Origin of the sequence: Streptomyces sp. TRM49041, from assembly GCF_008271805.1 — a bacterium.
Classification (GTDB): domain Bacteria; phylum Actinomycetota; class Actinomycetes; order Streptomycetales; family Streptomycetaceae; genus Streptomyces.
This window is the reverse complement of record NZ_VSRY01000158.1, coordinates 73,909-100,677: the sequence shown is the minus strand read 5'-3', so window position 1 is coordinate 100,677 and position 26,769 is coordinate 73,909. Positions and strand designations below refer to the sequence as shown.

The following is a 26,769-nucleotide window of genomic DNA, read 5'->3' as shown; positions in this document are numbered from 1 at the left end:
GATGTCCCCGCGGCACCCGGCCCCTGAATTTCCGTTACTGCGAGTGGAGTTGGACCATGACCGAGCTCTTGCAAGGCCCCGCCGGCAGCGCCGCCCCCTTCGCCGCGCCCTTCCCCATGACCGAGACGCAACAGGCACTGATGATCGGGCGCGGAGAGGGGGTCGAGCTGGGCAGCGTCGGCTGTTACGGCTACTTCGAGTGGGAGCGCGCCGCCCTGGACCCGGAGCGCTTCGCCACGGCCTGGCGCCGGGTCGTCGCCCGTCACGACATGCTGCGCGCGGTCGGCCGGTCCGACGGCACGCAGCATGTGCTCGCCGAGCCTCCGCCGTACGACATACCGGTCGTGGACCTGCGGGGGACCGACGGGGCGGAGGCCGGGCGTCGGCTCGCGGAGCTGCGGACGGAGATGAGCCACCAGGTGTTCCCGGTGGGCAGCTGGCCGCTCTTCGACCTGAGGATCGTCCGCCTGCCCGGCGAGGGCGACCTCAGCCGCATCCATCTCGGCATCGACCTGCAGGTGCTCGACGCGTCCAGCGCCTTCCAGGTGCTCTTCCCGGACCTGATCGACCTGTACGAGAATCCGTCGGCCGAACTGCCCGAGCCGGGGATCACATTCGCCGAGTACGCCCGCTGGCGCGCCGACGCCATGCCCCACACCGAGACCTTTCGCGCGGCCCGGGACTACTGGCTGGAGCGGGTGTCGCAGCTCCCGCCGGCGCCCTCGCTGCCGACCTGCGGCGCCCGCGACGGCGGCGCCCGCGACGGCGGGGTCCGCTTCGAGCGGCACGAGCACCGGCTGTCCCCCACCGACTGGCAGCGGTTCCAGCGGCTGGCGCGGGAAGCGGAGCTGACCCCGTCGGTCCTGCTCACCGCCGCGTTCGCCGAGGTCGTGCGCTGCTGGGCGGAGGAGACCGACTTCACCCTCAACTACCCGGTCTTCCAGCGCCCCCCGGTGCACGAGGACATCGACGGGGTGCTGGGCGACTTCACCAACGCCGTCATGCTCACGGCGGACGGCTCCGGCACCACGTTCCTGGACCGCGCGCACGCCCTGCGCGACCAGCTGCACCGGGACATGGAGCACGGCTGCTTCAACGGCGTCCGGGTGCTGCGGGAGCTGACCCGGCTGCACGGTGCGGGCGCGCAGGCCGGGATGCCGGTGGTCGTCACCAGCCTGCTGGACTACCCCGCCCGCCGCCCGGTCACCGACCTGGGACGCGAGGTCTACTCCATCTCGCAGACCCCGCAGGTCTCCCTCGACGTCCAGCTGCGCGAACTCGGCGGCGAGCTCCGCGTCATCTGGGACTACGTCGACGGCGCCTTCGCCCCCGGCTTCACCGAGGCCGCCTTCGGCGCCTACACCGCCCTGCTCCAGCGCCTCGTCGACGATCCGCGGAGCCTGCGCAGCCGACGCTTCGACCTGATTCCCCCCGCCGAGCGGGAACTGCGCCGCCGGATCAACGACACGGCGGGACAGATCCCGTACACCACCCTGCACGACCTGTTCGCCGAGCAGGCCGCCCGCACCCCCGACGCCGAGGCCGTCGTCGACGCGAGGCGCCGGCTGACCTACGCCGAACTCGCCGCGTACGCCTGGCGCATCGGCAACCGGCTGCGGCAGCAGGGCGCGAAACCCGGCGAGCTGATCGCCGTCGTGATGGACAAGGGCTGGGAGCAGTACGCAGCGGTGTACGGCGTCCTGGCGTCCGGCGCGGCCTACCTGCCGCTCGACGCCTCCGTGCCGCCGGAGCGGCTGCGCAGGCTGCTCGCCCAGGCCGGGGTGGACAAGATCCTCACCCAGTCGTCGCTGGAGTCCCGGATCGGCTGGCCGCCGAACGCCCGGCGCTACCGGGTCGACCAGGACTTCGAGGTCGGCGACGCCACGCGGCCCGCGACCGCGCAGACCCCCGCGGACATGGCGTACACCATCTTCACCTCCGGCTCGACGGGCGAGCCCAAGGGCGTGATGGTCGACCACATCGGTGTGGTCAACCTGGTCCACGACGTCGCGGGGCGGTTCCGCGTCGATGCCTCGGACCGGCTGCTGGCCATCTCCGGGCTGCACTTCGACGCCTCGGTCTACGACGTGTTCGGCGTACTGACACAGGGCGGTACGGTCGTGGTGCCGCCGCCGTTCGCACATGCCGAGCCGGATGTCTGGGCCGACCTGGTGGCCGCGGAGCGCGTCACCTTGTGGAACTCCGTACCGGTGCTCATGGAGCTGCTCGTCGGCGAGGCGGAGGTGCGCGAACGACGGGGCGGCGGCCGGCCGCTGGAGTCGCTCCGGCTGTCGGTGCTCTCCGGCGACTGGATTCCGCTGACGCTGCCGGACCGGCTGCGGGCGCAGGCCCCGCGCGTCCAGGTCGTGGGCTCCGGCGGCCCGACGGAGACGATCTGCTGGTCGCTGTTCCAGCCGATCGACGAGGTCGACCCGGCGTGGACGAGCATCCCGTACGGCACGCCCATCACCAACCAGCGCTACTACATCGTCGACGCCACCGCCCACGAGCGGCCGCTCGGGGTGGTCGGCGAGATGGCCGTGGCCAGCGACGTCGGTCTGGCACTCGGCTACCGGGGCGACGAGGAGCGCACCCGCAGCCGCTTCATCCACCTGCCGGAGACCGGCGAACGGGCCTACCTGACGGGGGATCTCGGCCGTTACCTCCCGGACGGCGGCATCGAGATCCTGGGCCGGGACGACTTCCAGGTGAAGATCCAGGGTCACCGGATCGAGCTCGGCGAGATCGAGGCCGCCCTGCGCCAGGACGAGCGGGTCGCCGCGGCCGTGGTGGTCGCTCCGGCCAGCGCCCACGGCATCCGGCGGCTGCACGCCTATGTCGTCGCCCGGAACGGCGCTTCCGGCGAGCAGATCCTGGCCCGCCTCTCGGAGCAGCTGCCGACGTACATGGTCCCCGCCGGGCTCACCGTGCTGGAGGAGCTGCCGCTCACCCGCAACGGCAAGGTGGACCGGCTGTCGCTGGCATCCGCCGCCGGCGCGCAGCAGACCGCCGAGGACTCCGCGGCGGCGGACGCGGCCACGGAACCCGGCGACGCGCTGGAGCTGGTGCTGTGCGCGGCCGTGGGGGACATCCTCGGCCTCGACCACGTGGGCCCCGGCGACAACTTCTTCAAGCTGGGCGGCGATTCGCTCAGCGGCACCCGGCTGGCCGGCCTCCTCCAGGAGCTGCTGGGGGTGCCCGTGCCCGTCAAGAACGTGTTCCGCACCCCGGTGGTCGCCGAACTCGCGGCCAGGATCGCCGCCGACGAGGAGCACGGCGCCGGGGCGGTGGCGGCCGCGGAGGCGCTCAGCGAGCTGTCCCCGGAAGACACCGCGGACGGCACGGCCGATTCACACTCCAGGAGGGGACAGTCATGACGTTCACCCTGCCCGCGCCGCTCGGCGCGCCGGCCGAGGGCCGCGATCTGCCGGCCGCCGCGCCACAGCCGGACGGACCCGATCCGATCACCTTCGCCGGCCGCGCCGCCGACCGGCTCCGACAGACCGACGCCGCGCTGTACGACCTGCTGGCCCGTGAGGCGGCGCGGCAGAACCAAACCCTGATGATGGTCGCCGCCTCCAGCGTCGCCGACCCGTCGGTGCTGGCCTGCGGCGGCAGTACGCTCGGGAACCTCACCGCCGAGGGCTTCCCGGGCGGCCGTTACCACGCCGGCTGCGGGGTGGCCGACGAGATCGAACAGCTGGCGATCGAGCGGGCCCGCGCGGCGTTCGGGGCCCAGGACGCGATCGTCCAGCCGCACTCCGGGTCGTCCGCGAACCTCGCCGTGCTCACCGCACTGCTCAGCCCCGGCGACACACTGCTCGGCCTGGACCTCGACTGCGGCGGTCATCTCACCCACGGCTCCCCCGCGTCGGTCAGCGGCCGCTACTACAACGCGAAGGGATACCGGGTCACACCCGAAGGGCTGCTCGACTACGACCAGATCCGTGAACTCGCCCTCACCCACCGGCCCAAGGTGATCGTGTGCGGTGCGAGCGCGTACCCCCGCGCGATCGACTTCGCCCGGTTCCGCGAGATCGCCGACGAGAGCAACGCCTACCTCCTCGCCGACATCTCGCACATCGCGGGCCTGGTCGCCGCAGGACTGCACCCCAGCCCCATCGACCACGCCCACATCACCACCACCAGCACCTACAAGCAGTTGTACGGCCCTCGCGGCGGACTGATCCTGCTCGGCCGCGACGCCCGGCAGGCGGGCCCCGAGCGCGGCACCCTCGCCGGAACGATGCGCCGGGCCGTGTTCCCCTTCACCCAGGGCACCCCGGACCTGGCGTCCGTCGCCGCCAAGGCACGGGCGCTGGACTACGTGGCGGGGCCCGACTTCGCCGAGTTGGCCAAGCGGCTGGCGGACGGCGCCCAGGCCATCGCCGAACGGCTCTCGGAGCGCGGCATGCGGCTGGTCACCGGCGGCACCGACACCCATATGGTGCTCATCGACCTGCGTGGCACCGGACTGACCGGTGACATCGCCGAAGAGGCCCTGGAGTCCTGCGGCGTCATCGTCAACCGCAACCGCGTCCCCGGCGACACGACACCCGTGCGCACCACGAGCGGCCTGCGGCTGGGCAGCAACACGCTCGCGGCCCGCGGGATGGACCGCGGTGCCGCCGCCGCGTGCGCGGACCTGGTCGCGGACGTGCTCGACGCGCTGCAGGCCGGCTCGGGAGTGCTCCCCGGTGCGGTGCGCGCCGCGGCCCGGGCCCGGGTCGTCGAGCTGTGCGCCCGCCACCCGCTGCCGGGGTACCTGTCGTGACCTTCAGCGGCTTTCCGCCGTCGGCGCCGTACCTGTACGAGGAGCTCGCCGCCGACAACACCAAGGAGGCGTGGCGGCTGCGGCACCGCGCGGTGTACGAGAGAGACGTGCGGACTCCCATGGAGGAGCTGGCCGCGGAACTGTCCGCGCACTTCGCACCGTACACCGACGGGGTGCGCCTGCTCGGCCCCGTCAGGGACACCCGGACGTCCCACGACAAGTCGCCGTACAAGACCTACCAGGGCGCCTACCTCGACGTGCTGCCCGCTCTCGGCTTCTGGGTCCACCTGGACCGGGACGGGCTGTACGCCTCCGGGCGCTGGTACCCCTACGGGGGCGCCGAGGTGGCCCGTTACCGCGCCGCCGTCGAGGAGGAGGACGGCGGCGCGGAACTGGCCGCGATCGTCGCCCGGCTGACCGGCCTGGGTTTCACGATCGGCGGCGACCGGCTCGTCTCACGGCCGCGCGGGGTCCCGGCGGACCACCCGCGGCTCGACCTGCTGCGGCACCGCAAGATCGACGCCGGGCGGCGGCTCGGCCCGGGGCCCGGCTCTGACCTCGGGTCGGTCCGCGCCGCCGGATTCGTCCGGGAGACCTGGGAGCTGGTGCGCCCGCTGCTCGACTGGGCCGCGGACCGCAAGCTCACGCCGGAGCCACGCGACCGAGGAGCTGACACCGCATCATGAGCCGGCAGACCGTCGATCTGCGCAGCGACACCGTCACACGGCCCACGCCCGGCATGCGCAGGGCCATGGCGACCGCCGAGGTCGGCGACGACCTGTTCGGGGAGGACCCCACCGTCCGGGCGCTGGAGGACCGGGCGGCGGCCCTGTTCGGCTTCCCGGGCGCGCTGTTCGTCCCGTCGGGCGTGATGGCCAACCAGATCGCGCTGCGCCTGCTGGTCGCGCCCGGCCAGGAGGTCGTCTGCGACACCGAGGCCCACATCCTGGCCCACGAAGAGGGTTCGCCCGCCCGGTACGGCGGGATACAGACGCGCACCGTGTCCGGTGAACGGGGGCTGCTCACCGCCGGGGCGCTGGCCGGGATCCTGCGACCGGGCAATGCCTACACCGTCGGCACCCGGGCGGTGGCGGTCGAGCAGACGCACACCCGAGCGGGCGGCTCCGTGTACCCCTTGGAGACCCTGCGCGCGATCCGGCGGCTGACCGCGCGGTCGGGAATCGCGGTGCACATCGACGGCGCCCGGATCTGGAACGCGCACGCCGCGACGGGCACGCCCCTTTCCGCGTACGGGGCACCGGTCGCGGACACACTGGCGGTGTGCCTGTCGAAGGGGCTGGGCGCGCCGGTGGGGTCCGTCCTGCTGATGGCCGCCGAACACCTGCCGAGGGCACGGTCGTTGCGGCATGGTCTGGGGGGTGGCATGCGGCAGTCGGGCATTCTGGCGGCCGCCGGCCTGCACGCGCTGGACCACCACCTGGAGCGGATCGCCGAGGACCACGCCCATGCGGCACTGCTCGCGGCAGGGCTGCGCGAGGCGGGGTGTGCGGTGCGGCCCCAGGAGACCAACATCGTCCTCGTCGAGACGCCCGGCGCCGAGGACGTCGTGGCACGGGCGGCGCGGGAGGGCGTGCTGGTGACCGCGCCCGGACCGGACCTGGTCCGGCTGGTCACCCATCTGGATGTCGGACGACAGGCGTGTCGCCGTGCCGTTGAGGTCCTGGCGGCCGTTGTCGGTGCAGGCCGCCGGAGAACGGGCGGAACCACCGCAGCGGAGCACGCACCATCATGGAAAGAGAGCGAAGTAGCCCGATGACATTGGAAGTTCTGCCGGCGACCGCCGAGCGATGGAACGATCTGCAGGCGGTCCTGCAGCCCCGCAAGAGCGCGCACACCTGCTGGTGCATGGCCTGGCGGCTGACCACCGGCGACTACGGGCGGATGACCGCCGACGAGCGGGGCGCGCACCTGCGGTCCCTCGTCGAGGCGTCCGACCCGCCGCCCGGGGTGCTGGGTTACCTGGACGGGGAGGTGGCCGGCTGGTGCAACGTGGCGCCGCGCAAGCAGCTGGACCGGCTCGCGTCGTCGAAGACGATCCCGGCGGTCGACGACGCCCCGGTCTGGTCCGTGACCTGCTTCGTCGTACGCAAGGAGTTCCGCGGCAAGGGCGTCGCGTCCGGGCTGCTGGAGGGCGCGGTGGCGCACGCCCGGGCCAACGGGGCTCCCGCGGTGGAGGGTTACCCGGTGGACCCGGAGGGCGGCCGGGTGAACCCGACGCTGGCGTACGTCGGCACGATGGAGATGTTCGAGCGGTCCGGCTTCCGCCGGGTGCGCAGGACGGAGGCCAAGAGTGACAAGCGGTACCGCTGGGTGATGCGCCGCGACCTCGACTGAGCCGACGGAGCCGTCTCCCGGGCAGGGGGCTCCCGCCAGGCGGGAGGCCCCTGCCCGCGTCCTGCTCAGCCGGTGTGCGCGGCGATGTCCCACAGGTGCGTGGGCCGGCCGCAGCGCAGCGCCTCCCAGGCGGCCCGCCGGTAGCACCCGGCCACGAGCCCGTCGCGCACCAGCCCTGAGGCGCCGTGCAGATGGACCGCGTCGCGTGTCACGTCCAGGGTGGTCTCGGCGGTCAGGGCGATCAGGCCGGCGGCCTCGCCGGGGGTCAGCCGGTTCTCGTCCAGGTCCTTGGCGGCGTCCCCGACCGCCCAGCGGACCGCGTCGAGGCGGGCCAGGAGACCGGCGACGCGCAGCCGCGGGCCCTGGTGCCTGACCAGCGCCTGCCCGAACTGCTGACGGCTCCTGATCCGGGACACCACGGCCGTCAGCGCCGCGGCGGTGATGCCGGCGAGCAGCGACGCCTGGTGCACGGCCGCGCGCAGCCCCACCCGGGTCAGGGCCTGCTCGGCGGCCATCCCCCGCAGTACGACGGCCTCGGCGGCGACACGGGCCTCCTCGAAGACCGCGCCGGCGACGGCGCCACCGCCGTGGTCGCGCAGCGGGCGCAGCGTGACCCCGGCGGCGGGCAGCTCCACGAGGGCGACGCCCGGCCCGTCCGGCCCGGAGGCCGGGACGAGGAGCGAGCCCGGTCCGACCCCGGCGGCGAACGGCCCACCGGTGCCGTTCAGCACGATGCCGCCGCCGTCCCCGTCGGGTTTCCATGTGATGCCGGGCGGCACGGCGCCGCGCGGGTCGGGCAGCCGGCCCGGCACGGCGATCGGGTGCGCACCGTCCCTTACCCGGTCGAGGAGGCCGTCGAGCCCCGCGGGAGGGAGCGGGCCGAGCCCCGACAGCAGGTCGAGGGCGAGCAGGGTGTCGGTCAGCGGGACGGGCTGCATCGCGTTGCCGCCCTCCTCGCACACCATGGCGACGACGGCCTGTCCGAGGTCGAGGCCGTCCATGCCGATGGGCAGGGGGAACTCCCAGGCGCCGACCTGGGTCAGGGCCTCCCACGCCTGGGAGGGGGTACCGGCGTCGATCTCCAGCCCTTGGCGGACGGTGAGCCGCAGCTGCCGGAAGAGGGAGTCCTCCTCCTCCCGCTCCCGCCACCGCTCGGCGGGTGTCCCGCCGCCGGCCTCCGTCTGCGTTCCGAGTGTCACGGCCGTACCTCCGCCCCTGAGTCGAGACGCAGCCGGGCCAGCGTCTCCAGCATCATTTCGGCGGTGCCGCCGGATATCCGCATCCCGGGGGCTTCACGCATCGCCGAGTCCAGTGGGTGTGCCACCCCGTCCGTCCCGGGGTCGTCCAGGGTCATGCTGTGGTCGCCGTCGAGTTCCGCGGCCCACCAGGCGACCTCGGCGGCCAGCTCGGTGGTGTACCACTTGGCCGCGGCCGCCTCGTCCTCGTTGAGCTCGCCCCGGTCCAGCCGGGTCAGCACACGGCGTACGAGGGTGCCGGCGGCGAGCAGCCGGGCGTTGAGCCTGGCCAGGCCGATGTGGTCGTGCTGGCCGGCCTCCAGCCGCTCGGTGTGGCCTTCGAGCCGTTCGACGGCGGCGCGGTACCAGCGCAGCGCCTTGACGTAGTAGTCCAGTCCGGTGCGTTCGAAGGCGAGGGTCTTGACGACGATGGCCCAGCCCTGGCCGATGGTGCCGACCACGTCGTCGGCGGTGACGGCCACGCCGTCCAGAGTGACCTCGTGGAAGGCGTCGTCCCCGATCCCGGGGATGGCCCTGATGCCGACGCCCTTCTGGGCGAGGGGGACCAGGAACAGGCTGAAGGCGTCGTTCTCGCCGCGCGCCAGGCACAGCCCGTAGTCGGCGAGCCCGGCGAACAACGAGTGGACCTTGGTGCCGTAGAGCTTGTAGCCGCCGTTCCCGTCGGAGACGGCGCGGGTGGACAGGATGTTGAGGTCGGAGCCGGCCTGCGGCTCGCTGAAGAGCACACAGCCGAAGGCGGTCCCGGCCGCGAAGCCGGGCAGGTGCCTGGCCTTCATCGCCGGGCTCGCCACGTTGAGCAGGGTGGAGCCGACGATCTGTACGGTCAGGGTGTGCAGCAGGTCGGGTACGTCGTGCATCGCCAGTTCCTCGACGAGGACGGCGGCGGCGACCTGGCCGACGCCGCGGCCGCCGTACTCCTCGGGCCACTGCGGGGCGAGCAGCCCCGCCTCGCCCAGGGCCCGGTGGACGGGGCGGGGGTCCCTCGTGCGACGGGCGGCGGCGACCGGCGCGGACACCAGGACGTCGTGGATCTCCTCGCGGAGGGCGCGCATCGGCGTACGGGGCACGCCGTCGCCGGAACGGACGAGCCCGCAGTCGGCGGGGGCCCGGTAGAACTCGGTGGTGAGCAAGGGTTACTCCCAGGGGCTAGAAGGTGATCCCGGGGGCGGCGGGTGAGGCGGCGGCCCGTCGCAGGACGTCTTCGACGCCGGTGAGCAGCGTGGTCACGTCCTCCGGAGCGGCGGCCCGGCGGTTGAACTCGGCGGTACCGCCGATCTCGCCGTCGCGTTCGACGAGGCCGACGCAGGCGAAGGTGGCGGCGGGGTCGGGACTGTACAGCTCCAGGTGGCGCGCGGGGGGTCCGGGCAGTGGGCTCACCTCGATTCCGGGGAGTCCGAAGGGCACGGCGGGGTAGTTGTGGAGGGCGAACAGGACGCTGTACGGCTGGGTCCCTCCGGTGAAGAGTTCGTCGACGGGGAGCCGCTGGTGGCTCAGCGCGTCGGCGACCGCGGCGCGGGTGCGGTGCAGCAGCTCTTCGAAGGACGGCCGGCCGGCCAGGTCGATCCTGATCGGGACCACCGTGGTGAACTGGCCGACGGCGCCCTCGAGCGGTGCGGCGAAGCGGCCCGCGGCCGGGGTGCCGACGACGACGTCGGGGGAACCGTCGCGGCGGCCCAGCACGACCGCCAGGGCTGCGAGCAGCGTCATGAAGGGAGTGGCTCCCCGCGTGGCGCCGAGGGCCAGCCCCGCGTCGAGCGGGCTGCCGGGCCCGCGGTCGAGGCGTACCGGCAGATGGCCCCGCTCGAATCCGCCCGGTGCGGCCGGCGCCGCAGGAGCCGCCGCGAAGTCGCCTCGCCGAGCGGCCAGTTCGGCGACTCCGTCGGGTGAGGCCAGCCAGCGGCGCTGCCAGTCGGCGTAGTCGGTGAACTGCAGCTCCGGCGCGGTGAGGGTGTCCGGGCCGTCCCGGTAACCGGCCGCGAGGTCGGTGAGGAACACCCCGGACGACCAGCCGTCGAAGACGCCCAGGTGCGAGGCGAGCACGAGGACATGCTCGTCGGGAGCGAGCGTCAGCAGCCGGAACCAGCTGGTGCGGCCGGTCTCCAGGGACAGCGCGGTCCCGGCGCTCTCGGTGATCTGGCGCCGCACGGCCTCCCGCCGCGCGGCCGCGGCACGGTTCGAGAGGTCGGTCCGGGTCAGCCGCAGGCAGGGCGCGTCGTCCACGGTCAGCCGCGGCCCCGCACCGTCCGGGGAGTCGGTGATCCGGCAGCGCAGCGCATCGTGCCGTGCCAGGACGCCGGTGAGCGCCTCCCGCAGCCGCCCGTGGTCGAGACGGCCGGTGAGCCGTACGGCGTACGATCCGGTGCCGGTGCCCGGATCGGTGTGCCGTTCGCGTCGGAGCAGCCGGGCCTGGAGCGCGGTGGCCGGGACCGGCCCCGCGCCGGAGCGCGGAGCCGGGCGGGCCGGGACGGGACTGCGGGCGGCGAGGAGCATCCGGGCCAGTTCCCGCTTGGCCGCCGGGAGGGCGGCGAGCGCCCGGTCGGTCCCGGAACCGGTGGCGGCGGACGCGGCGGGCGCCCGGTCGGCCCCGGCGCCGGTCCGAGCGGCCATCACGCGCCCTCCGGGTTCTGCAGGGAGCTGAGCAGCGCGGCCGCCTCGTCGTCGCTCATGTTCTCGATCTGGTCGAAGACCGCCAGCAGCCGGTCGTGTTCGCCGGCCGCCTCGGCCTGCGCGCCGCGGACGAGGTCGGCGAGGCCCGCGACGGTGGGGCGGCCGAAGAAGTCGGCGAGGGCGATGTCGATGCCGAACAGGGCGCGGACCCGGGACACCACGATGGTGGCCTGGAGCGAGCTGCCGCCGAGCGCGAAGAAGTCGCCCTCGACGTCGGGACTCGACCACTCCAGCAGCGGCGTGAGGATGTCGCGGCAGATCTGCTCCTCGACGGCGTCGCGCGGAGCCGTACCGCCGGCGGTCTGGTCGACGGGCAGCGGCAGCGCCGCCGTGTCGACCTTGCCGTGCGGGGTGAGGGGCAGTTCCTCCAGGACCATGACGACCGGCACCATGTATCCGGGGAGTCGGGACGCGGCGTAGGCACGCAGTCCCTCGGCGTCGGCGACCTCGGAGGCGTAGGCGCCGACCTGCTCGACGGTGACGTACGCGACGAGCATCCGCTCGCCGCCGGCGGCCGGCTGGGCGACGGCGACGGCCTGCTGCACCGAGGGGTGGCCGACGAGGACGGCCTCGACCTCACCCGGTTCGATGCGGTGGCCGCGCAGCTTCAGCTGGCGGTCGGTGCGGCCGAGGAACTCCAGGTTCCCGCCGGGCAGCCAGCGCACCAGGTCGCCGGTGCGGTAGAGGCGCTCGGTCTCGGGGCCGTCCGCGTACGGGTTGGTGACGAACCGTTCGGCGGTCAGCTCGGGCCTGCCGAGATAACCGCGGGCCACGCCGGGCCCCGCGACACACAGTTCGGCGGGCACTCCGGGCGGCACGGGACGCAGCCGCTCGTCGAGCACGAACGCCTGATGGCCGGGCATGGGGCGGCCGATGGGCGGATTGCGGTCGTAGCTGCCGGTGCAGTCCATCAGGGTGACGGCGACGGTGGCCTCGGTGGGGCCGTAGCCGTTGACGAAGCGGCGCTCCCCCGCGGTCCACTCGGCGACCAGCTTGCCGGGGAACGCCTCGCCGCCGACGGAGACCAGCCGCAGGTCGGGCAGCCCGGCCTGGTCCAGCAGCGGCAGCAGGGCGGGGGGCAGTTCCGCCACGGTCACCGCGTCGTCGCGCAGCCGGGCCTGGAGGAGGGCCGGGTCGCGGCGTTCGTCGTCGGTCGCGATGACCAGTTCACCGCCCGCCAGCAGGGTGGTGAAGATCTCGAAGACGGACACGTCGAAGGTGAGCGGCGCGAAGTGCAGGACGCGGTCGCCGACCCCTATCTCGTACGCCCGGGCGATGGTGCGGGAGAAGTGGGTGACCGAACGGTGCTCGATCATCACGCCCTTGGGAGTGCCGCTGCTGCCCGAGGTGTAGAGCACATAGGCGAGGTCGGCGGGGGTCGACGTCGGTGCGAGCGACGGCACTTCGCGCACCGGCGCGTTCGCGCCGGCCATGACGAGCTCCAGCGGCCCGGGCAGCTCGGCCGTGTCGTCGACCAGGGCGTGCCGGACGCCGGCGTCGGCGAGCACGGTCCTGGTGCGCTCGGCGGGTGCGGCCGGGTCGACGGGTATGTAGTGGGCGCCGGCCTTGAGAGTGCCGAGCAGTGCCGCCACGGCCGCGGGGCCGCGCCCGAGGCAGACGGCGACCGGGTCACCGTGCCGTACGCCCCGGTCGCGCATGCGGTGGGCGATCGCCTCCGACCAGCGGTCCAGGGCCGCGTAGTCGAGCGTCGTGGTGCCGTGGCGGACGGCGACGGCGTCCGGCTGGATGGTGGCGCGCTCACGGAACGCGCGGTCGAGTGTGGTGGTCCAGGCCGCCTCGTCGACGGGGCCGCCCCGGGAAAGCTCGCGGGCGTGCCGGGAGGCGGCCGGTTCCTCGACCAGGCTGAGTTCGCCGATCCGGACGTCGGGGTTCTCGGCGACCTGCTCGATGACACGCCGGAGGGCGGCGAGGAGGGCGGCGGCCGTGCCGTGCCGGTAGAGCGAGGTGTTGTACTCCAGGGACAGCTCCAGCCCGTCGTTCTCGCCGACGAGGAAGCTCATGTCGAACTTGGCCGCCCCGTCGTGCAGTTGCTCGACGGCGAACTCGACCCCGGCGGCCTCGGCGGTGTGTGTGCCCCAGCGGCCGAGCGAGGTGAACTCGATCTGGAACAGCGGGTGGCGCAGCGGGTCGCGGACCGGGCTGACCGCGTCGACGACCTGCTCGAAGGGCAGCTCGCTGTGCGTGAAGGCGTCCATCACGGTGCCCGCGGTGCGCGCGACGAGCTCGCGGAAGGTGAGGTCGTCGCCCACCTCCGTACGCAGGGTGATCATCTGGACGAAGCAGCCGATGACGCGTTCCAGGTCGGGGTGCGGGCGCGAGGCGCTCGCCGTGCCGACGACGACGTCCTCGGTGTGTGTCCAGTGCCGCAGCAGCGCGTTGAAGGCGGCGAGGACCGTGGTGAAGACGGTGGTGCCGGAGCTCTCGGCCACCTCCTCCAGCCGGTCCAGGACTTCCTGCTCCAGCGTGAGCGTCAGACCGCGGCCGTCGCCGCGGGTCTCGGGGCTGCGCGGGTGGTCGGGCATGACCTCGGTGGCCTCGGCGCCGGCGAGCAGCTGCCGCCACTTGTCGGAGAGCGCCCTGCGGTGCTCGGCGTTGTCGAGCTTGGCGCGCTGCCAGGCCGCGAAGTCGGCGTACTCGACGGGCGGGGCGGCGGCCTCCGGGCGCCTGCCCTTGGCTGCGTCGGCGTAGCAGGAGGTGAGCTCCTCGGTGAAGATGCGGGTGGAGCCGGGGTCCCAGACGACGTGGTGGACCACCCACAGCAGGATGTGCCGCTCGGCGGCGAGGCGCACCAGATGGGCCCGTACGGGCGGGGCGGCGGCCAGGTCGAAGGGCGCCGACGCGCAGGAGGCGGTGAGCTCGGCCAGCTCCCGGTCCGGGTCGTCGCTGTCGGCGAAGTCGCTGGTCTGGACGCCGAGCACGAAGGCGGGCACGGGCTCCTGCCAGGGCACCCCGTCGACCTCGACGAGCTTGCTGTGCAGCACCTGGTGGCTCGCGACGACCGCGTTGAGCGCCTCGTGGAGCGCGGCCCGGTCGAGCGGACCGTCCAGGCGTATCGCCAGGGCTATGTTGTTGCGTGCCTTCCCCGCGCCCAGCCGGTCGATGAACCACATCTGCTCCTGCTGGAAGGAGGCGCGGGAGCGCGGGCCGTGGTCGGCGCGCTGGAGTTCGACCCGGTGACCGACACCGGCGGTCATCTGGTTGCGCATCCGGCCCAGCAGCCGGGAGCGCTGCCCCTGGGGCAGCCGGCCGAGCCGTTCGGCGAGATCAGACATGAGTTCCTCCGTTGCGGTGCAGGTCGGCCAGGAGTGCGGCGAGCCGGTCGGGCAGATGCTTGGCGAAGTAGTGGCGGCCGTCGGGGATCACGGCGAGCCGTAGGTCGCGGGCGTACCGGCCCCAGGCCCGGTGGCCCTGCTCATAGCCCTGCGTCGCGTCGTCGGCGTCGCCGATGACGCAGGTGAGCGGGGTGACGAGCGGCTGTTCGTAGCCTTGGGGGGTACGGGCGAAGAACCGGGCGGCCTCCGTCATGTCGTGCCGGACCATCCGGAGCACGGCCGTCAGGTCGCTGTCGTCGAGGACGCCGTCGAAGCCGTCCATGGTGCTGAGGTAGGCGACGAGGTCCTCGTCGGTGGAGCTGCGTTCCATCCGCAGGGCGAAGTCCGGGTCGTCCTCCGGGAGGGCGGCCGCGAGGTGCAGGGCGACCGGACGCAGGCCGTCGCGCTCCAGGACGCGTGTGGCCTCCAGGGCCGTGACTACTCCGGCGCAGTGCCCGTAGACGGCGAACGGTCCGGTGACGGTACGGGCGATCTCGCGGGCGGCGCGTTCGGCCAGCTCGGTGACCGGGAGCATGGGCCCGGGGGCGAGCGGGTCGTGCCCGGGAGGAGACACTGCCAGCAGCTCGATGTGCGGCGGGAGATGGGCGGCCAGCGGCTGGTAGGCGATGGCGTCGCCGCCGCCGTGCGGGAAGCACACGAGGGTGAGCGGGGCGGGTCCGGCCGCCGGGCTCGGGGACAGCCGGTGCAGCAGCCGGTGCGCCGCGCGCCCGTCGGCGGAGCGGTCGGCGAGTTCGGCGGCGCGGGCGGCGAGGCCGGCGGGGGTGGGGTTGCTGAACAGGTCGACCACGCGCAGGGCACCCGCCCCGGGCAGGGCGTCGGCGACGGCACGCACCGCGCGGACGGCGGCGAAGGAGTCGCCGCCCAGGGCGAAGAAGTCGTCATCGGCTCCGACGGCCGTCAGGCCGAGGACATCGGCCCAGACGGCCGCGACGCCCCGGGTCGCGGGGTCGCCGGTGCCGGCCTCGCCGGGTGTGCCGGTGCCCGGTGCGAGGGTGCCCGGTGCGAGGCCGGCGGGCGTGCGGCCGACGGGCGTGACGGGGCCTGACTCGCCGCTCCCGGGTGCCGCCGGGGGCCGCGGCGCCGCGGTGCGCGGCTCGGGCAGGGCGGTGCGGTCGACCTTGCCGTTGGGGCTGAGCGGCAGCCGGTCCAGCACGACGAGTTCGGCGGGCACGCAGTGCGGCGGGAGCACGCCGCCCAAGGCGGCGCGCAGCGCACCGGGGTCCGGGGCCGCGGCGCCGTCCTCGGGGACGACGTAGCCGACCAGGCGGGCAGAGCCGGCGACCTGCCGGGCGACGACTACGGCCTCACGGACGCCCGGCCGTTCCCGCAGGGCGCTCTCCACCTCGCCGGGCTCGATGCGCAGGCCGTTGAGCTTGATGCGGAAGTCGGTGCGGCCGAGGAGCTCGATGGTGCCGTCGGACCGGTAGCGGGCGAGGTCGCCGGTGCGGTAGAGCCGTTCGGTACGGCCGGGCTCCAGCTCGACGTGGACGAACTTCTCCGCTGTCAGCTCGGGCCTGTTGAGGTATCCGCGCGCCAGCCCCACTCCCCCGAGGTGGAGCTCGCCGGGCACACCGACCGGGACAAGGCGGTCGGCGGGGTCGAGGATGTAGGTGCGCTGGTTGGCCATGGGGCGGCCGTACGGCAGCTTCGTCCAGCCCGGCTCGACGCGGCCGACCCGGTACTCCACGGAGTGGATGGACGCCTCGGTCGCCCCGCCGAGCGCCGCGAAGGCCAGCTCGGGGGCGAAGGCCCGTATCCGCTCCGGGTGGGTGACGGGAATCCAGTCGCCGCCGAGGAAGGCGACGCGCAGCCCGGGCAGTGCCGGGCCGGCGGCGTGCTCCAGCTGGTCGAGCAGGAGGCCGAGCAGGGCCGGTGCGGAGTTCCACACGCTGACGCCGTGGCGCTCGACGAGGTCGGCCCAGTGCGCCGGGTCCTTGGCCGCGGCCGGGTCGGGCAGGACGATCGTGCCGCCGGCGGCGAGCATGCCGAGCGTCTCGTACACGCTCATGTCGAAGCTCGGCGACGACAGCGCGAGCACCGCGTCGCCGGGCCCGATGCCGTAGGAGCGGTTGAGGTCGAGCAGGTTGTTGACGACGCCGCGGTGCTCCAGCGCGATGCCCTTGGGAGTGCCGGTGGAGCCCGAGGTGAAGATGACATACGCGAGGTCGCGGGAGGTGACGGGAACGGCGGGCCGGGTCGCGGGCAGCTCCGCCGGCCGCCGGTCGGTGTCGAGCAGGATGCGGGTGGTGCCGGGGTCCAGCGGCAGCCGGCCGATCAGCTCCGAGTCCGAGATCACGATCGGCGGTGCCGCGTCCCGCAGCAGCAGGCGCAGCCGCTCGGCCGGGTAGTCCGGGTCGAGCGGAACGTAGGCGGCGCCCGCCTTGAGCACGGCGAGGATCGCGGTGACCAGGCCGGGGCCGCGGCGCAGACAGAGTGCGACGGTCCGGTCGGGTCCCGCCCCCGCCTCGGTGAGCCGGTGCGCGAGCCGGTTGGCGCGCTCCTCCAGCTCGCCGTAGGTGACGGTCCAGCCGCCCATCCCGCCGCAGACGACGGCCGCGGTGCCGGGGCGCCGGTCGGCGTGCTCCTCGAACAGGTGGTGGAGGCAGGCGTCCTGGGGAAAGGGGGCGCGGGTGGCGTTCCAGTCGTCCAGGGCGGCGCGCCGTTCGGCCTCCGTGAGCAGCGGCAGGGCGGAGAGGGGGTCCGTGGGCCGTTCGACGGCGGCTTCCAGGGTGGCGAGGAAGTGGCCCAGGAGCCGGTCGACGGTCGGGGCGTCGAAGAGGTCGGTGGGGTACTCCACGAGGGCGCGGACGGCGCTGCCGGTGTCGTGGACGCTGATCATCAGGTCGTACTTGGTGGCGCGGGAGGAGAAGTCGAGGGGCTCGGTGGCGAGTCCGGTGAGGCCGGGCGCGGTGTCGGGGGTCTCGTCCAGCAGGAACATCACGGAGGTGAGGGGCGGGCGGCTGGGGTCGCGCGGCAGCCCGACCGCGTCGACGATCAGATCGAAGGGGAGCTCCTGGTGCGCGTACGCCTGGAGTGTGGTGTGCCGGGTGGAGCGGACCAGCTCGGCGAAGCCCGGGTCGCCGCCCGTTCTGATGCGCAGCGGCAGGGTGTTGACGAAGAACCCGACCAGGTCGCCGAAGGCGGGGTGGTCGCGGCCGGAGACGGAGGTGCCGACGACGACGTCCTCCTGGCCGGTCCAGCGGCGCAGGGTGGCGGCGAAGCCGGCCAGCATCGTCATGTAGAGGGTGGCGCCCTCCGACTTGCCGAACTCCCGCAGCCGCTCGATGAGCCGCGGGGGCAGCTCGATGTACCGGGAGGCCCCGGCGTGGCCGAAGACGGGCGGCCGGGGCCGGTCGGTCGGCAGGTCCACGGGGGCGGCGCCGCTCAGCTCCTCGCGCCAGAAGCCGGTGAGCTCCGCGAGGCGGTCGCCGCTGATACGGCGGCGCTGCCAGGCCGCGAAGTCCGCGTACTGGAGGGCGAGCGGGGGCAGCGGCTCGGCGTCCGCTCCGGTGCGGGCCGCGTAGGCGCGTTCGAGCTCGGTGGTCAGCAGCCGCATCGACCAGCCGTCGGTGACGATGTGGTGGAGGTTGAGGACGAGGACGTGGTCGGTGGCGGAGAGCCGGGCGAGCGAGGCGCGCAGCGGCACGGCGCCCGCGAGGTCGAAGGGCGCGGACGCGTCCGCGTCGTAGAAGGCGCGGACGGCGGCCTCGTCGGGCAGCTCGGTGACGGGCAGGGGCAGCCGGTAACCGTCGATCACCCGGGGCACTGCCTCGGCGGCGCCGGGCACGTCCCGGTAGACGGTGCGCAGGACCTCGTGCCGGTCCACTACGTCCTGGAGGGCGCCGTGCAGGGCGGCGACGTCGAGGGGGCCGCGGATGCGGGTGGCGACCGGCACGTTGTAGGCCGGGCTGCCCGGCTGGAGCTGGTCGACGAACCACAGGCGGCGCTGGGCGAAGGAGAGCACCGGCGCCTCGGAGTGGTCCCGCGGTGCCGGCTGGGGGTCCTCCCGTACGGCGGCGCGCCCCCCGTTGCGGCCCGCGAGGGCCTGGAACAGTGCCCGGCGGGACTTCGGCAGTGCGGCTATTCGTTCGGCGAGGGACTCGCTCACCTTGTGCCTCCGTGCGTCTGATGGAGAGGAATACGGCGAGGGCTACGGGATTGCGGGCGCGGCCGGTACGCGGCGGATGGGCCGCGCCGGCGGGCGGGCCGCGCCGGCGGCGACGAGGCGCGGCAGCCGGTGCGCGGGGTACGGCGGTGGTGCGCGGGGGGCGCCGGGTGGTGCGGACACGGCCGCGATACTGCGGCCGGAGCGCGGGGTGCGCGTGCGGAGCGGGTGCCGAAGAGTCGGCACCCTCTCCGACGTGCCAGGTCGCCCTACGCGCCGACCTTCGCGTCGTCCGCGCCCGCGGAGGACTCCGCCGGATCGGCGTCGCCCGGGGCGTCCCCGCCGGGCATCTCCTTGATCGAGGCGACCGGGCCGCGGAGCAGTGTCAGACCACCGACGATGGTGATCGCACCGGCGACCGCCAGGGCTCCGGTGAGGCCGAGCGTCTCCCCCAGCGCGCCGCCCGCGAAGTAGCCGAGGGACAGTGCGCCGTAGACCGCCGAGAGGGCGGCACCGCTGACACGGCCCATCTGCTCGTTCGGGGTGACGCCCTGGACCAGGCTGAGGACGTGGATGTCGAACATCGGGGACACGAAGCCGATGACGGCCTGGACCACGATCAGCCCGACGAACCCGGCGACCGCGCCGCCCGTCGGCACCAGGATGTAGCCGGCGCCCAGCACGACCGCGGTCAGGACCAGGGTGCGGCCGACCGTGAGCACCTTGGTGACCTGCTCGGACAGGACCGCGCCGACGATCACGAAGACCGACATCACGGCGAAGGCCGCGCCCACCTGGCCGGGGCTCAGGTCGAGGACCTTGTACGCGTACACGATCAGCAGCGCGTCACCCATCGCGGCACCGAGGTTGACCACGACGTTGGCGGTGAACAGGCCGCGCAGGACCGGGTTGCCGAAGAGGGTCTTCAGACCCTCCTTCATCTCCGCCTTGGCCGACGCCTTCGTCTCCTCGACCCTCGCCCGGGTGTCCCGGTGCCGGATGATCAGCAGGGCGACCAGGGAGATCAGGAAGGTGAACGCGTCCACCGTGATGGCGCGGGCGGCGCCGAGCACCTGCATCAGCGCACCACCGGCGCCGGCGCCGACGGCCTCGGCGAGGCTACGGCTGATCTGGAGCTTGGTGTTGCCCTCGACCAGGTTCTCCGTGCCGATCAGCTGCGGCAGCCAGGACTGGTACGAGACCTCGAAGAAGGTGGTCAGGATGCCGGAGAGGCCGGCCACGATGTAGACGTGGACCATCGTGACGGAGTCCAGCGCGAAGGCCAGTGGGATCGAGCCGAGGGCCACGAAGCGGCCCAGGTCGGCCACGATCATGACCGTGCGGCGCGAGACCCTGTCGGCGATGAGCCCGGCTACGGGGGCCAACAGGAGGAAGGGGAGGAACCGCAGTGCGCCGAGGACGCCGACCTCGAACGCTCCTCCGTCGAGGAAGACGACCGCGAGGGTGGGAAGCGCGAGCAGTGAGATCTTGTCGCCGAAGTTGCTGACGGTCTGCCCGAACCACAGGCGGTTGAAATCGGAATGCCGACCGAGTGCCATGTCGACGCCCTTTTCTGGTTGGGGACGGAATTGTCGGACGGCACTCAACGTAGGGAGAGCGGGTTAGCGGCCGGTTACGTTTCCGGGCTATGACAGCTCTGGTGTAGAGAGCGTATGAGAGGCGTTGTAGAAGCGTGCGATGTCGGCGCTCTCGCGGGCGATCCCCGCCGTGGTCCGGGCGTCGAAGGGCTCGCCGCCGGGGAACGGCTCGACCACAGGATCGCTGCCGCGCCGGCCGCCCGACCAGGTGCCCACGGCCCACCCGTCGACCACGACGGTCGGGCGGATCACGCCGCCTCCGGGCCGGACGCGGCGCTCGTGCTCCGCGGGCACCGACAGTTCTCTGCCGCGGTATCCGACGAGATAGTTGTCGTACGCCGGAATCAGCCGCACATCCCCCAGGGGGATGCCTTCGGCGTCCTCTCGCGGCGCTTCGCCGGCGGCCGCCCACGCCTTCTTGCAGGTGCCGGCGCGCAGTCCCGACCATTGGGCGAAATCCATCGCGTCGGAGGGCCCGTGGGCCACGCGGTAGCGACGGGCGAGTTCGGTCTCGGCCGCCGCCCCCGAGAAGGGGAGGGGCCCGGTGCTCGGCAGCCAGTCGTCGAGCGGCACGAAGGTGGCCTCGCCCGCGCGCTGGGGGCCGTGGCAGATCAGCCCGGACAGCGCCGTGCGCCGGATGAGATGGAAGGCGGACTGGCCCTTGGGCTCCACTCCCAGGGTGGCCAGCCGTTCGGTGAGTTCGGCCCGGGTGAGCGGGCCCTCGCCGTCGACGGCCTTCACGATCAGCTTCGACGCCCGTTCGCTCAGGGCCTCGTCCAGGCCCAGTTCGCGCAGTCGGCGGGCGCCGAGCGCGAGGTGGACCGGGCCGAACAGGGCGAGCAGCCAGCGCGCGTCCGCCGCCGCGACGAGCTGGAGCGTGCCGCGCATGAACCAGCCGCGTACGGCGGTCCGTTCGATGTCGGTGGCGCGCTGGACGTCGTCGGCGGTCAGGCCGGTCACGCGGGCGCGCAGGCCGAGGCCCGCCGCCGCGAGGTCCTGCGCCTGGACGGCGAGGACCCGGTCCAGGGCGGCGGCGACCGTCGCCTCGCGGGCCCGCCCCCCGATCGCCTGTGCGCGTGCTCTGAGCAGCCGGTCGGCAGTTCGTCGTTCCACGGTCTCCAGTCTTTCACCGAGAGCGTACGGTGCGGCCGCCGGACACCGTCCGGCGGCCGCGTCTGTTCCTGTGCGGTCCGGCACAGGGCCCGATCGGGGCGTGCGCGGCGACGGGCCGTCCCGGTCGGCGGCGGGGACCGCGGGGCGCCGTCAGCGCCTGCGGCGCAACACCGCGTAGTAGCCCGGGAGCAGCAGCGCCTCCGCGTCCGACCGCGGGTCGATGGCGTGCAACCGGATCGCCCGGTCGTCCAGGACCTCCCAGTCGTCCGCCGGGAAGGCGGCGGTGAGTTCGGGCCGGGTGAAGCGCTGGGAGTGCCGCACACCGGCGGCCTCCAGCGGTCCGACCAGGTCCTCGGCCCGGCCGCGCTTTCCGCCGACGAATCCGAGGTAGCCGAAGGAGTTGTCGGAGTAGTCGGGCTCGTGGACGATCAGCACCCCGTCCCGGCCCAGCAGCCGGCCGGCGACGGCCGCGAGCCGGGCCCGGGCGGCGCTGTCGAGTACGTGGAAGACACCGCGGACGAAGATGTTGTACGGGCCCTCGCCCAGGGCGTCGGCCTGGTCGGCGTCGGTCATGTCGACGGCCAGGTACTCGACGTTCGCCACCCCCTCCGCGCGCGCCTCGCGAACGGCGTGCTCGACGGCGCTGACGGACACGTCCACACCCACCACCCGCGGGTAGTGCGGGGCGAGTTCGCGGCTGTAGCGGCCGTTGCCGCACCCGAGGTCGATGACCGGCAGGTCGTTGCCGAAGTGCCGGCGAGCCTGCCCGAGCAGCCACTGGAACTCCTCGCCGCTGTCGGCGTCCCAGATGACGTCGCCACCACGGCCGGTGCGCTCGATCCCGGCCCAGTAGCGCTCCCAGGCGTCGCCGGTGTCCCGCTCCTCGACGGACTCGGCGGCGGCGGTGCCCTCCTCTCCGGGCGGCGGCGAGAAGCGCTCCCAGGTCTCCTCCTCGCCGAGCGCCTCGAGCAGGGCGACGAAGTCCCGGAACATGGACTCGACCAGCCCGTCGGGGTAGACCGCCGGGAGGTGGTCCCAGTTGAAGGTGAGGCCGCCGGCCTTCTCGAAGACCTGGAAGTCCAGCGAGACCTGCGGGGTCTGGGAGATGCCGTACACCGGCACGCCCAGCTCGGTCTCCTCGTACTGCGGCGGGTGGCCGGCCAGGCTCGTCATCACCACGGGCATGGCGGGGGCGAGCGAGCCGCGCAGCCTGGTCAGCTCCCGAAGCACCTGTACGCCGCTGAAGTACCGGTGCTCCAGGTCGGCCCACAGGCGCCGCTGCACGGCCTGGGCGCGCCCGGCGAAAGTGGTGTCCCGCTGTTCGACGGCGAGCAGCAGCGTGGTCGTGGTGTCCGCGAGCAGGGCGTTGACCTGCGGGTGCAGGGGAAGCCGGTTGAAGAGCGGGAAGTTGATGGTGAACCGCGCCTGCCCGGAGGCGCTGCCGAGGATCTCGGCGTAGGCGGCGGCGAGCACACCGGACGGGGTGACCCTGCGGTCACCGGCCCGCTCCTGGATGCGGTTCCACAGCTCGGCGGGCACGACATGGCTGAGCCGCTCGAAGCGGACGGGCAGCTCCGGGGCGTCGGCGGGGCGTGCGGGGAGCTCGGGTGCCGGCGGCAGAGTGGCGAGGCGGTCCCGCCAGTACCACTCGGAGCGGCGGTAGAGCTCGCTGTCGCGCAGGGAGCTCCCGACGGACAGCACGTAGTCGCGGAAGGTCAGTTCCAGCGGCGGCAGTTCCGCACCGGGCTCGGTGTAGTAGGTGACGAGGTCGGGGATCAGCACCTGGAAGTAGCTCCACGCGTCGGCGACGAGGAAGTCCAGGGAGAGGTGGATACGGGCGCGGCCGCCGCCGAGCAGACTGATCCGCACGTCGAACAGCGGCCAGCTGTCGGCGTCGAGCACCTGGTGGGACAGCCGCTGCCGCAGGGCGGCCAGTTCCGCCTCCCGGGCGGCGGGGTCCAGGCGGCCGAGGTCGGTGACGGGGATGTCGTAGGCGGGGATCTCCTCGTACACCTGCTGGGTGCCGTCGGGCAGGATGCGGGTGCGCAGCGCGTCGTGGCGTTCGACGAGCCGGCGCCACGCGGACTCGAAGCGCGGGACGTCCAGGTGCTCGCTCTCCCACTCGAAGTAGCCGTGGCAGCCGACGTTCCCCAGCTCCACCAGTCCGCCGCGGCCGATCCACAGGGCCTGCTGGCTCTCGGTCAGCGGGAAGGGCTCGAAGCGGGCTGCCGGGTCGGGGACGATGGCGGCCAGTCCGCCGAAGTCGCCCCGGCCGTCGGCGCCTTCCGCGACGACGAGCGTGCCGAGCTCGGCGACGGTCGGGCGGGACGACAGATCGGAGAGGCTGAGTTCGACGCCGTAGCGGCGGCGGATCTCGTCGATGAGCTGGAAGGCGAGCAGCGAGTGGCCGCCCAGTTCGAAGAAGTTGTCGTGGATGCCGACGCCCTCGGTGCGGAACGCCTCGGCCCACAGGCGCGCCAGCCCGTCCTCGACCTCGTTGCGCGGGGGCTCGTAGCCGGCGGTGACGCCCTCGTGGGGCTCCGGCGGCTCGGGCAGGCTGCGCCGGTCGACCTTGCCGTTGGCCAGGCGCGGCAGGGCCGGCAGGACGACGACGGTGCCGGGGACCATGTAGTAGGGCAGGGTGCGGGCCACGGCGGCCCGGATCGCGCCGGTGTCCGGGGCCGTGGCGCCGTCGGCGGAGACGTATGCGACGAGCCGCTTGTCGTCGGCTCCGCGCTCCTGGGTGACGACGACGGCCTCGGCGACGCCGTCGACACGGGCGACATGGGTCTCGACCTCGCCGAGTTCCACGCGGAAGCCGCGGATCTTCACCTGGGCGTCGGAGCGGCCGAGGAGCTCGACGGCGCCGTCCTCCCTGCGGCGGGCCAGGTCTCCGGTGTCGTAGAGCACCGGATACGGGTCGTCCGCGACGACACCGGAACGGAACTTCGCCGCGGTCAGCTCCGGGCGGCCGTGGTATCCGGCGGCCACTCCGGCGCCCGAGACATGGAGCCGGCCGACCTCGCCGTCGGCGACCGGGCGGTCCTCCTCGTCCAGCAGGTGCACCCGCATGTTGGCGATCGGCACGCCGACGGGCACCTGGCGCGTGGCGCGGATCTCCTCGGGGGTGGCCTGGCTGGTGAAGTCGACGCCGGCACCGAGGTCGAGGCAGGTGAGGACGTTCGTCGTCTCCGTGGTTCCGTACGTCATGACGACCCGGAACGGCGTGTCGGTGAGCGGCCAGCTGTGCACCCGCTCCGCCGTCGTCACCAGGATGCGCAGCGCCGTGTCCCGCGGCCAGGCCAGCCCCCACACGGGCTCGGCGAGCGCGGCGACCAGCATGGTGTGGGTGATCCGCTCGGTGGTGAGCCAGTCCCGGATCTGCTCCGGGGTCTGCGCCTGGCCCGCCTCGGGGATGTGGATCGCCGCGCCCAGGGGCAGATACGGCAGCCACTCCATGATCTGGACGGCGAAGCCGGGCGTGGACATCCAGGACGCGCGGTCGCCGGGACGCACTCCGTAGGCACGCCCCGTCCAGTGCACCAGGTTCGTCAGGGCGCCGTGGCGCTCCAGGACGGCCTTGGGCGTGCCGGTGGAACCGGACGTGTAGATGAGGTGGCTGATCGTGTCCGGGCCTGTGGGGACGCCGGTCGGTGTCTCCGGCATGCCCCGGCCGGCGGTGGCCACGTCGGCTCGCGCCACACCCTCGGGCAGCCGCGGGGCGATGCCGGGCGGGGTGAGCACGAGCAGCGGGCCCGCGTCGGCGATCATGGCGGCGAGCCGGTCGTCGGGGTTGACCGGGTCGAGCGCCACGATCGCGGCGCCGGTCTTCAGGATCGCGAGGGAGCCGATGACGTATTCGGCACCGCGCGGGTAGCACAGGCCGATCCGCTCGCCGGAGGCCGCGCCGTGGGCGATCAGTGCGTGGGCCAGCCGGTTGGTGGCGGCCTCCAGCTCCGAGTACGTCCAGGAGCGGTCACCCTGGACCAGCGCGGGCGCGTCCGGGGTCCGGGCGGCCTGCTCGGCGAGGAGTCCGGGGTAGCCGGTGGCGGGGAAACCGGTGTCGGTGCGGTTGAAGTCGATCAGTGCGGTGGTCACAGCGCGGCCCTTTCTCGGTGTGCGGAAACCCGGCTGCGCAGCAGCCGCACCGGGAGACTCTTGATCCCCCACGTGAAGTTGGACGAGTTGAAGAGGGCCGGACCGGTGAGTTCGAAACCGTCCAGCGTGGCGAGCATCTCGGTGAGCAGGGCGCCGAGTTCGAAGCGCGCGAGCCGGGCGCCGAGGCAGAGGTGGCGCCCGTGGCCGAAGGCGACGTGGCGGTTGGGGCGCCGGTCGACGCGGAAGTCGTGCGGGTCGGTGAAGACGTCCTCGTCGCGGTTGGCGGAGACGTTCCACAGCGTGACGCGGTCGCCGGCGGCGACGCGCGTCCCGTTGATCTCGGTGTCGCGCAGAGCGGTGCGCATGGCGTGCACCCCGGGGGTGGTCCAGCGCAGGATCTCCTCGACGGCCGGGGCGACTCCGGCGGGGCCGAGGCCGCGCAGCAGCTCCCACTGCTCGGGGAGCCTGGCGAACATATGGACCGCGCCCGCCGCGGAGTAGCGGGTGGTCTCGTTGGCTCCGGACAGCACGCCGTTGCAGTTGAAGATGATCTCCTCGTCGCTGAGGGGCCGTTCGGTGCCGTCCCCCTCGTCGACGAGCGTGTCATGGGCGATCTGGCTGACCAGGTCGTCGCCGGGGCGGGCCCGGCGCTCGTCGAGGAGCTCCATGAAGTAGAGAAAGATCTCGGAGTGCGCGTTGCTGCGCACGGTCTCGTCCGGGGAGTCGAAGGCGTCGGTGGTGAGCGCCCCGATCCACGCCCAGTCGGCGCGGGGGATGCCCATCATGGCGCAGACCACCCGGTTGGGGAGCTGCTTGGCGAGGTCGATGAAGTCCATTTCGTCGTGCTCGGCGGCCTCGGCCACCAGCTCGCCGACGACCGTCCGGACGAGGGCTTCGAGCCGGGGCATCTGCTGCGGCCCGAACGCCTGGTACAGGGCCCGCTTCAGCCGGGCGTGGTGGGGCGCGTCGGAGACGATCAGCATCCGCTGGGCGACTGCGGCGACGGCGGCCGGGTCGGTGTCGAGCCGCATGCCCCGCGCGGAGCTGAAAGTGTCGCTGTCGGCGTAGACGGAGACGATGTCGCGGTGCTTGCTGAGCACCCAGAAGCCGTCGCCGCCGGGCTCGGGGTGCCAGTGCACGGGCGCGTTGGCGCGCAGCCAGGTGAACGTGGACCAGAAGTCGTTACGGCCGAAGGGGGCCGGATCGAGCAGGTCGATACGCATCTCAGGCTCCTTCGTCCCCGCGTACGGGGGCGGCCGCCGCGGCGCGCACGCTGCGGGGGCGCGTGTCGGTCCAGTGCGCGTCCAGGTGGGCGGCGCACTCGTCCTCGGTGCCGCTGAACCCGGCCGGCGTCCAGCCGTCGGGCAGCTCGCGCGCCGCGGGGTACAGCGCGTACTGCTCCTCGTGGTTGACGAGGACCTGGTAGGTGGTGGGCACGACGTCCTCCGGG

The 26,769-nt window shown here is 73.6% G+C and carries 15 protein-coding genes; 5 read left to right on the top strand and 10 right to left on the bottom strand.

The window, feature by feature from the left end:
- Positions 1–56: 56 nt before the first annotated feature.
- From FVS66_RS26140 to FVS66_RS26120, 5 genes are read left to right on the top strand one after another with little or no spacing between them, the layout of a single operon-like run.
- Positions 57–3,377, top strand: coding sequence for a non-ribosomal peptide synthetase (locus tag FVS66_RS26140; RefSeq protein ID WP_149183679.1), 3,321 nt, complete (start codon positions 57–59; stop codon positions 3,375–3,377).
- Entirely contained in the window at positions 3,374–4,774 is a 1,401-nt protein-coding gene (gene glyA / locus FVS66_RS26135) for a serine hydroxymethyltransferase (RefSeq protein WP_149183678.1), read from the top strand. Before FVS66_RS26140 ends, glyA begins: the two co-directional genes overlap by 4 nt.
- Positions 4,771–5,460, top strand: coding sequence for a DUF2461 domain-containing protein (locus tag FVS66_RS26130; protein ID WP_187645699.1), 690 nt, complete (start codon positions 4,771–4,773; stop codon positions 5,458–5,460). The genes glyA and FVS66_RS26130 overlap by 4 nt, the downstream gene beginning before the upstream one ends.
- Complete coding sequence (locus FVS66_RS26125; RefSeq protein ID WP_149183676.1) at positions 5,457–6,551, top strand: GntG family PLP-dependent aldolase; 1,095 nt, start codon at positions 5,457–5,459, stop codon at positions 6,549–6,551. The genes FVS66_RS26130 and FVS66_RS26125 overlap by 4 nt, the downstream gene beginning before the upstream one ends.
- Positions 6,548–7,129 carry a GNAT family N-acetyltransferase gene (locus FVS66_RS26120; protein WP_149183675.1) on the top strand — a complete coding sequence of 194 codons (582 nt, stop codon included), beginning with the start codon at positions 6,548–6,550 and terminating at the stop codon, positions 7,127–7,129. The genes FVS66_RS26125 and FVS66_RS26120 overlap by 4 nt, the downstream gene beginning before the upstream one ends.
- Before the next feature lie 65 nt (positions 7,130–7,194).
- On the opposite strand, the gene FVS66_RS26115 is transcribed toward FVS66_RS26120, so the two are convergent.
- From FVS66_RS26115 to FVS66_RS26070, 10 genes are all read right to left on the bottom strand, one after another.
- Positions 7,195–8,328 (bottom strand): acyl-CoA dehydrogenase family protein, encoded by a 1,134-nt coding sequence (locus FVS66_RS26115; RefSeq protein ID WP_149183674.1) that lies wholly within the window; start codon positions 8,326–8,328, stop codon positions 7,195–7,197.
- Positions 8,325–9,515: an acyl-CoA dehydrogenase family protein gene (locus tag FVS66_RS26110; protein ID WP_149183673.1), complete on the bottom strand. Its 1,191-nt coding sequence runs from the start codon at positions 9,513–9,515 to the stop codon at positions 8,325–8,327. The genes FVS66_RS26115 and FVS66_RS26110 overlap by 4 nt, the downstream gene beginning before the upstream one ends.
- Positions 9,516–9,531: 16 nt before the next feature.
- The gene (locus FVS66_RS26105; RefSeq protein ID WP_149183672.1) at positions 9,532–10,992 is read right to left on the bottom strand and encodes a condensation domain-containing protein; all 1,461 of its coding nucleotides are present in this window, start codon (positions 10,990–10,992) and stop codon (positions 9,532–9,534) included.
- Complete coding sequence (locus FVS66_RS26100) at positions 10,992–14,345, bottom strand: non-ribosomal peptide synthetase (RefSeq protein WP_149183671.1); 3,354 nt, start codon at positions 14,343–14,345, stop codon at positions 10,992–10,994. Before FVS66_RS26100 ends, FVS66_RS26105 begins: the two co-directional genes overlap by 1 nt.
- Positions 14,338–18,513 (bottom strand): non-ribosomal peptide synthetase, encoded by a 4,176-nt coding sequence (locus FVS66_RS26095; protein ID WP_149183670.1) that lies wholly within the window; start codon positions 18,511–18,513, stop codon positions 14,338–14,340. The genes FVS66_RS26100 and FVS66_RS26095 overlap by 8 nt, the downstream gene beginning before the upstream one ends.
- 266 nt (positions 18,514–18,779) lie before the next feature.
- Complete coding sequence (locus FVS66_RS26090) at positions 18,780–20,069, bottom strand: MFS transporter (protein WP_149183669.1); 1,290 nt, start codon at positions 20,067–20,069, stop codon at positions 18,780–18,782.
- Positions 20,070–20,156: 87 nt separating this feature from the next.
- A complete protein-coding gene (locus FVS66_RS26085; RefSeq protein ID WP_187645698.1) occupies positions 20,157–21,221 on the bottom strand; it encodes a winged helix DNA-binding domain-containing protein in 1,065 nt (354 codons plus the stop codon).
- Between the two features lie 150 nt (positions 21,222–21,371).
- Positions 21,372–25,319: a non-ribosomal peptide synthetase gene (locus tag FVS66_RS26080; RefSeq protein ID WP_187645697.1), complete on the bottom strand. Its 3,948-nt coding sequence runs from the start codon at positions 25,317–25,319 to the stop codon at positions 21,372–21,374.
- Positions 25,316–26,542: a cytochrome P450 gene (locus FVS66_RS26075; protein ID WP_149183666.1), complete on the bottom strand. Its 1,227-nt coding sequence runs from the start codon at positions 26,540–26,542 to the stop codon at positions 25,316–25,318. Before FVS66_RS26075 ends, FVS66_RS26080 begins: the two co-directional genes overlap by 4 nt.
- A gap of 1 nt (position 26,543) precedes the next feature.
- The gene (locus FVS66_RS26070) at positions 26,544–26,756 is read right to left on the bottom strand and encodes an MbtH family NRPS accessory protein (protein WP_149183665.1); all 213 of its coding nucleotides are present in this window, start codon (positions 26,754–26,756) and stop codon (positions 26,544–26,546) included.
- Positions 26,757–26,769 lie beyond the last annotated feature (13 nt).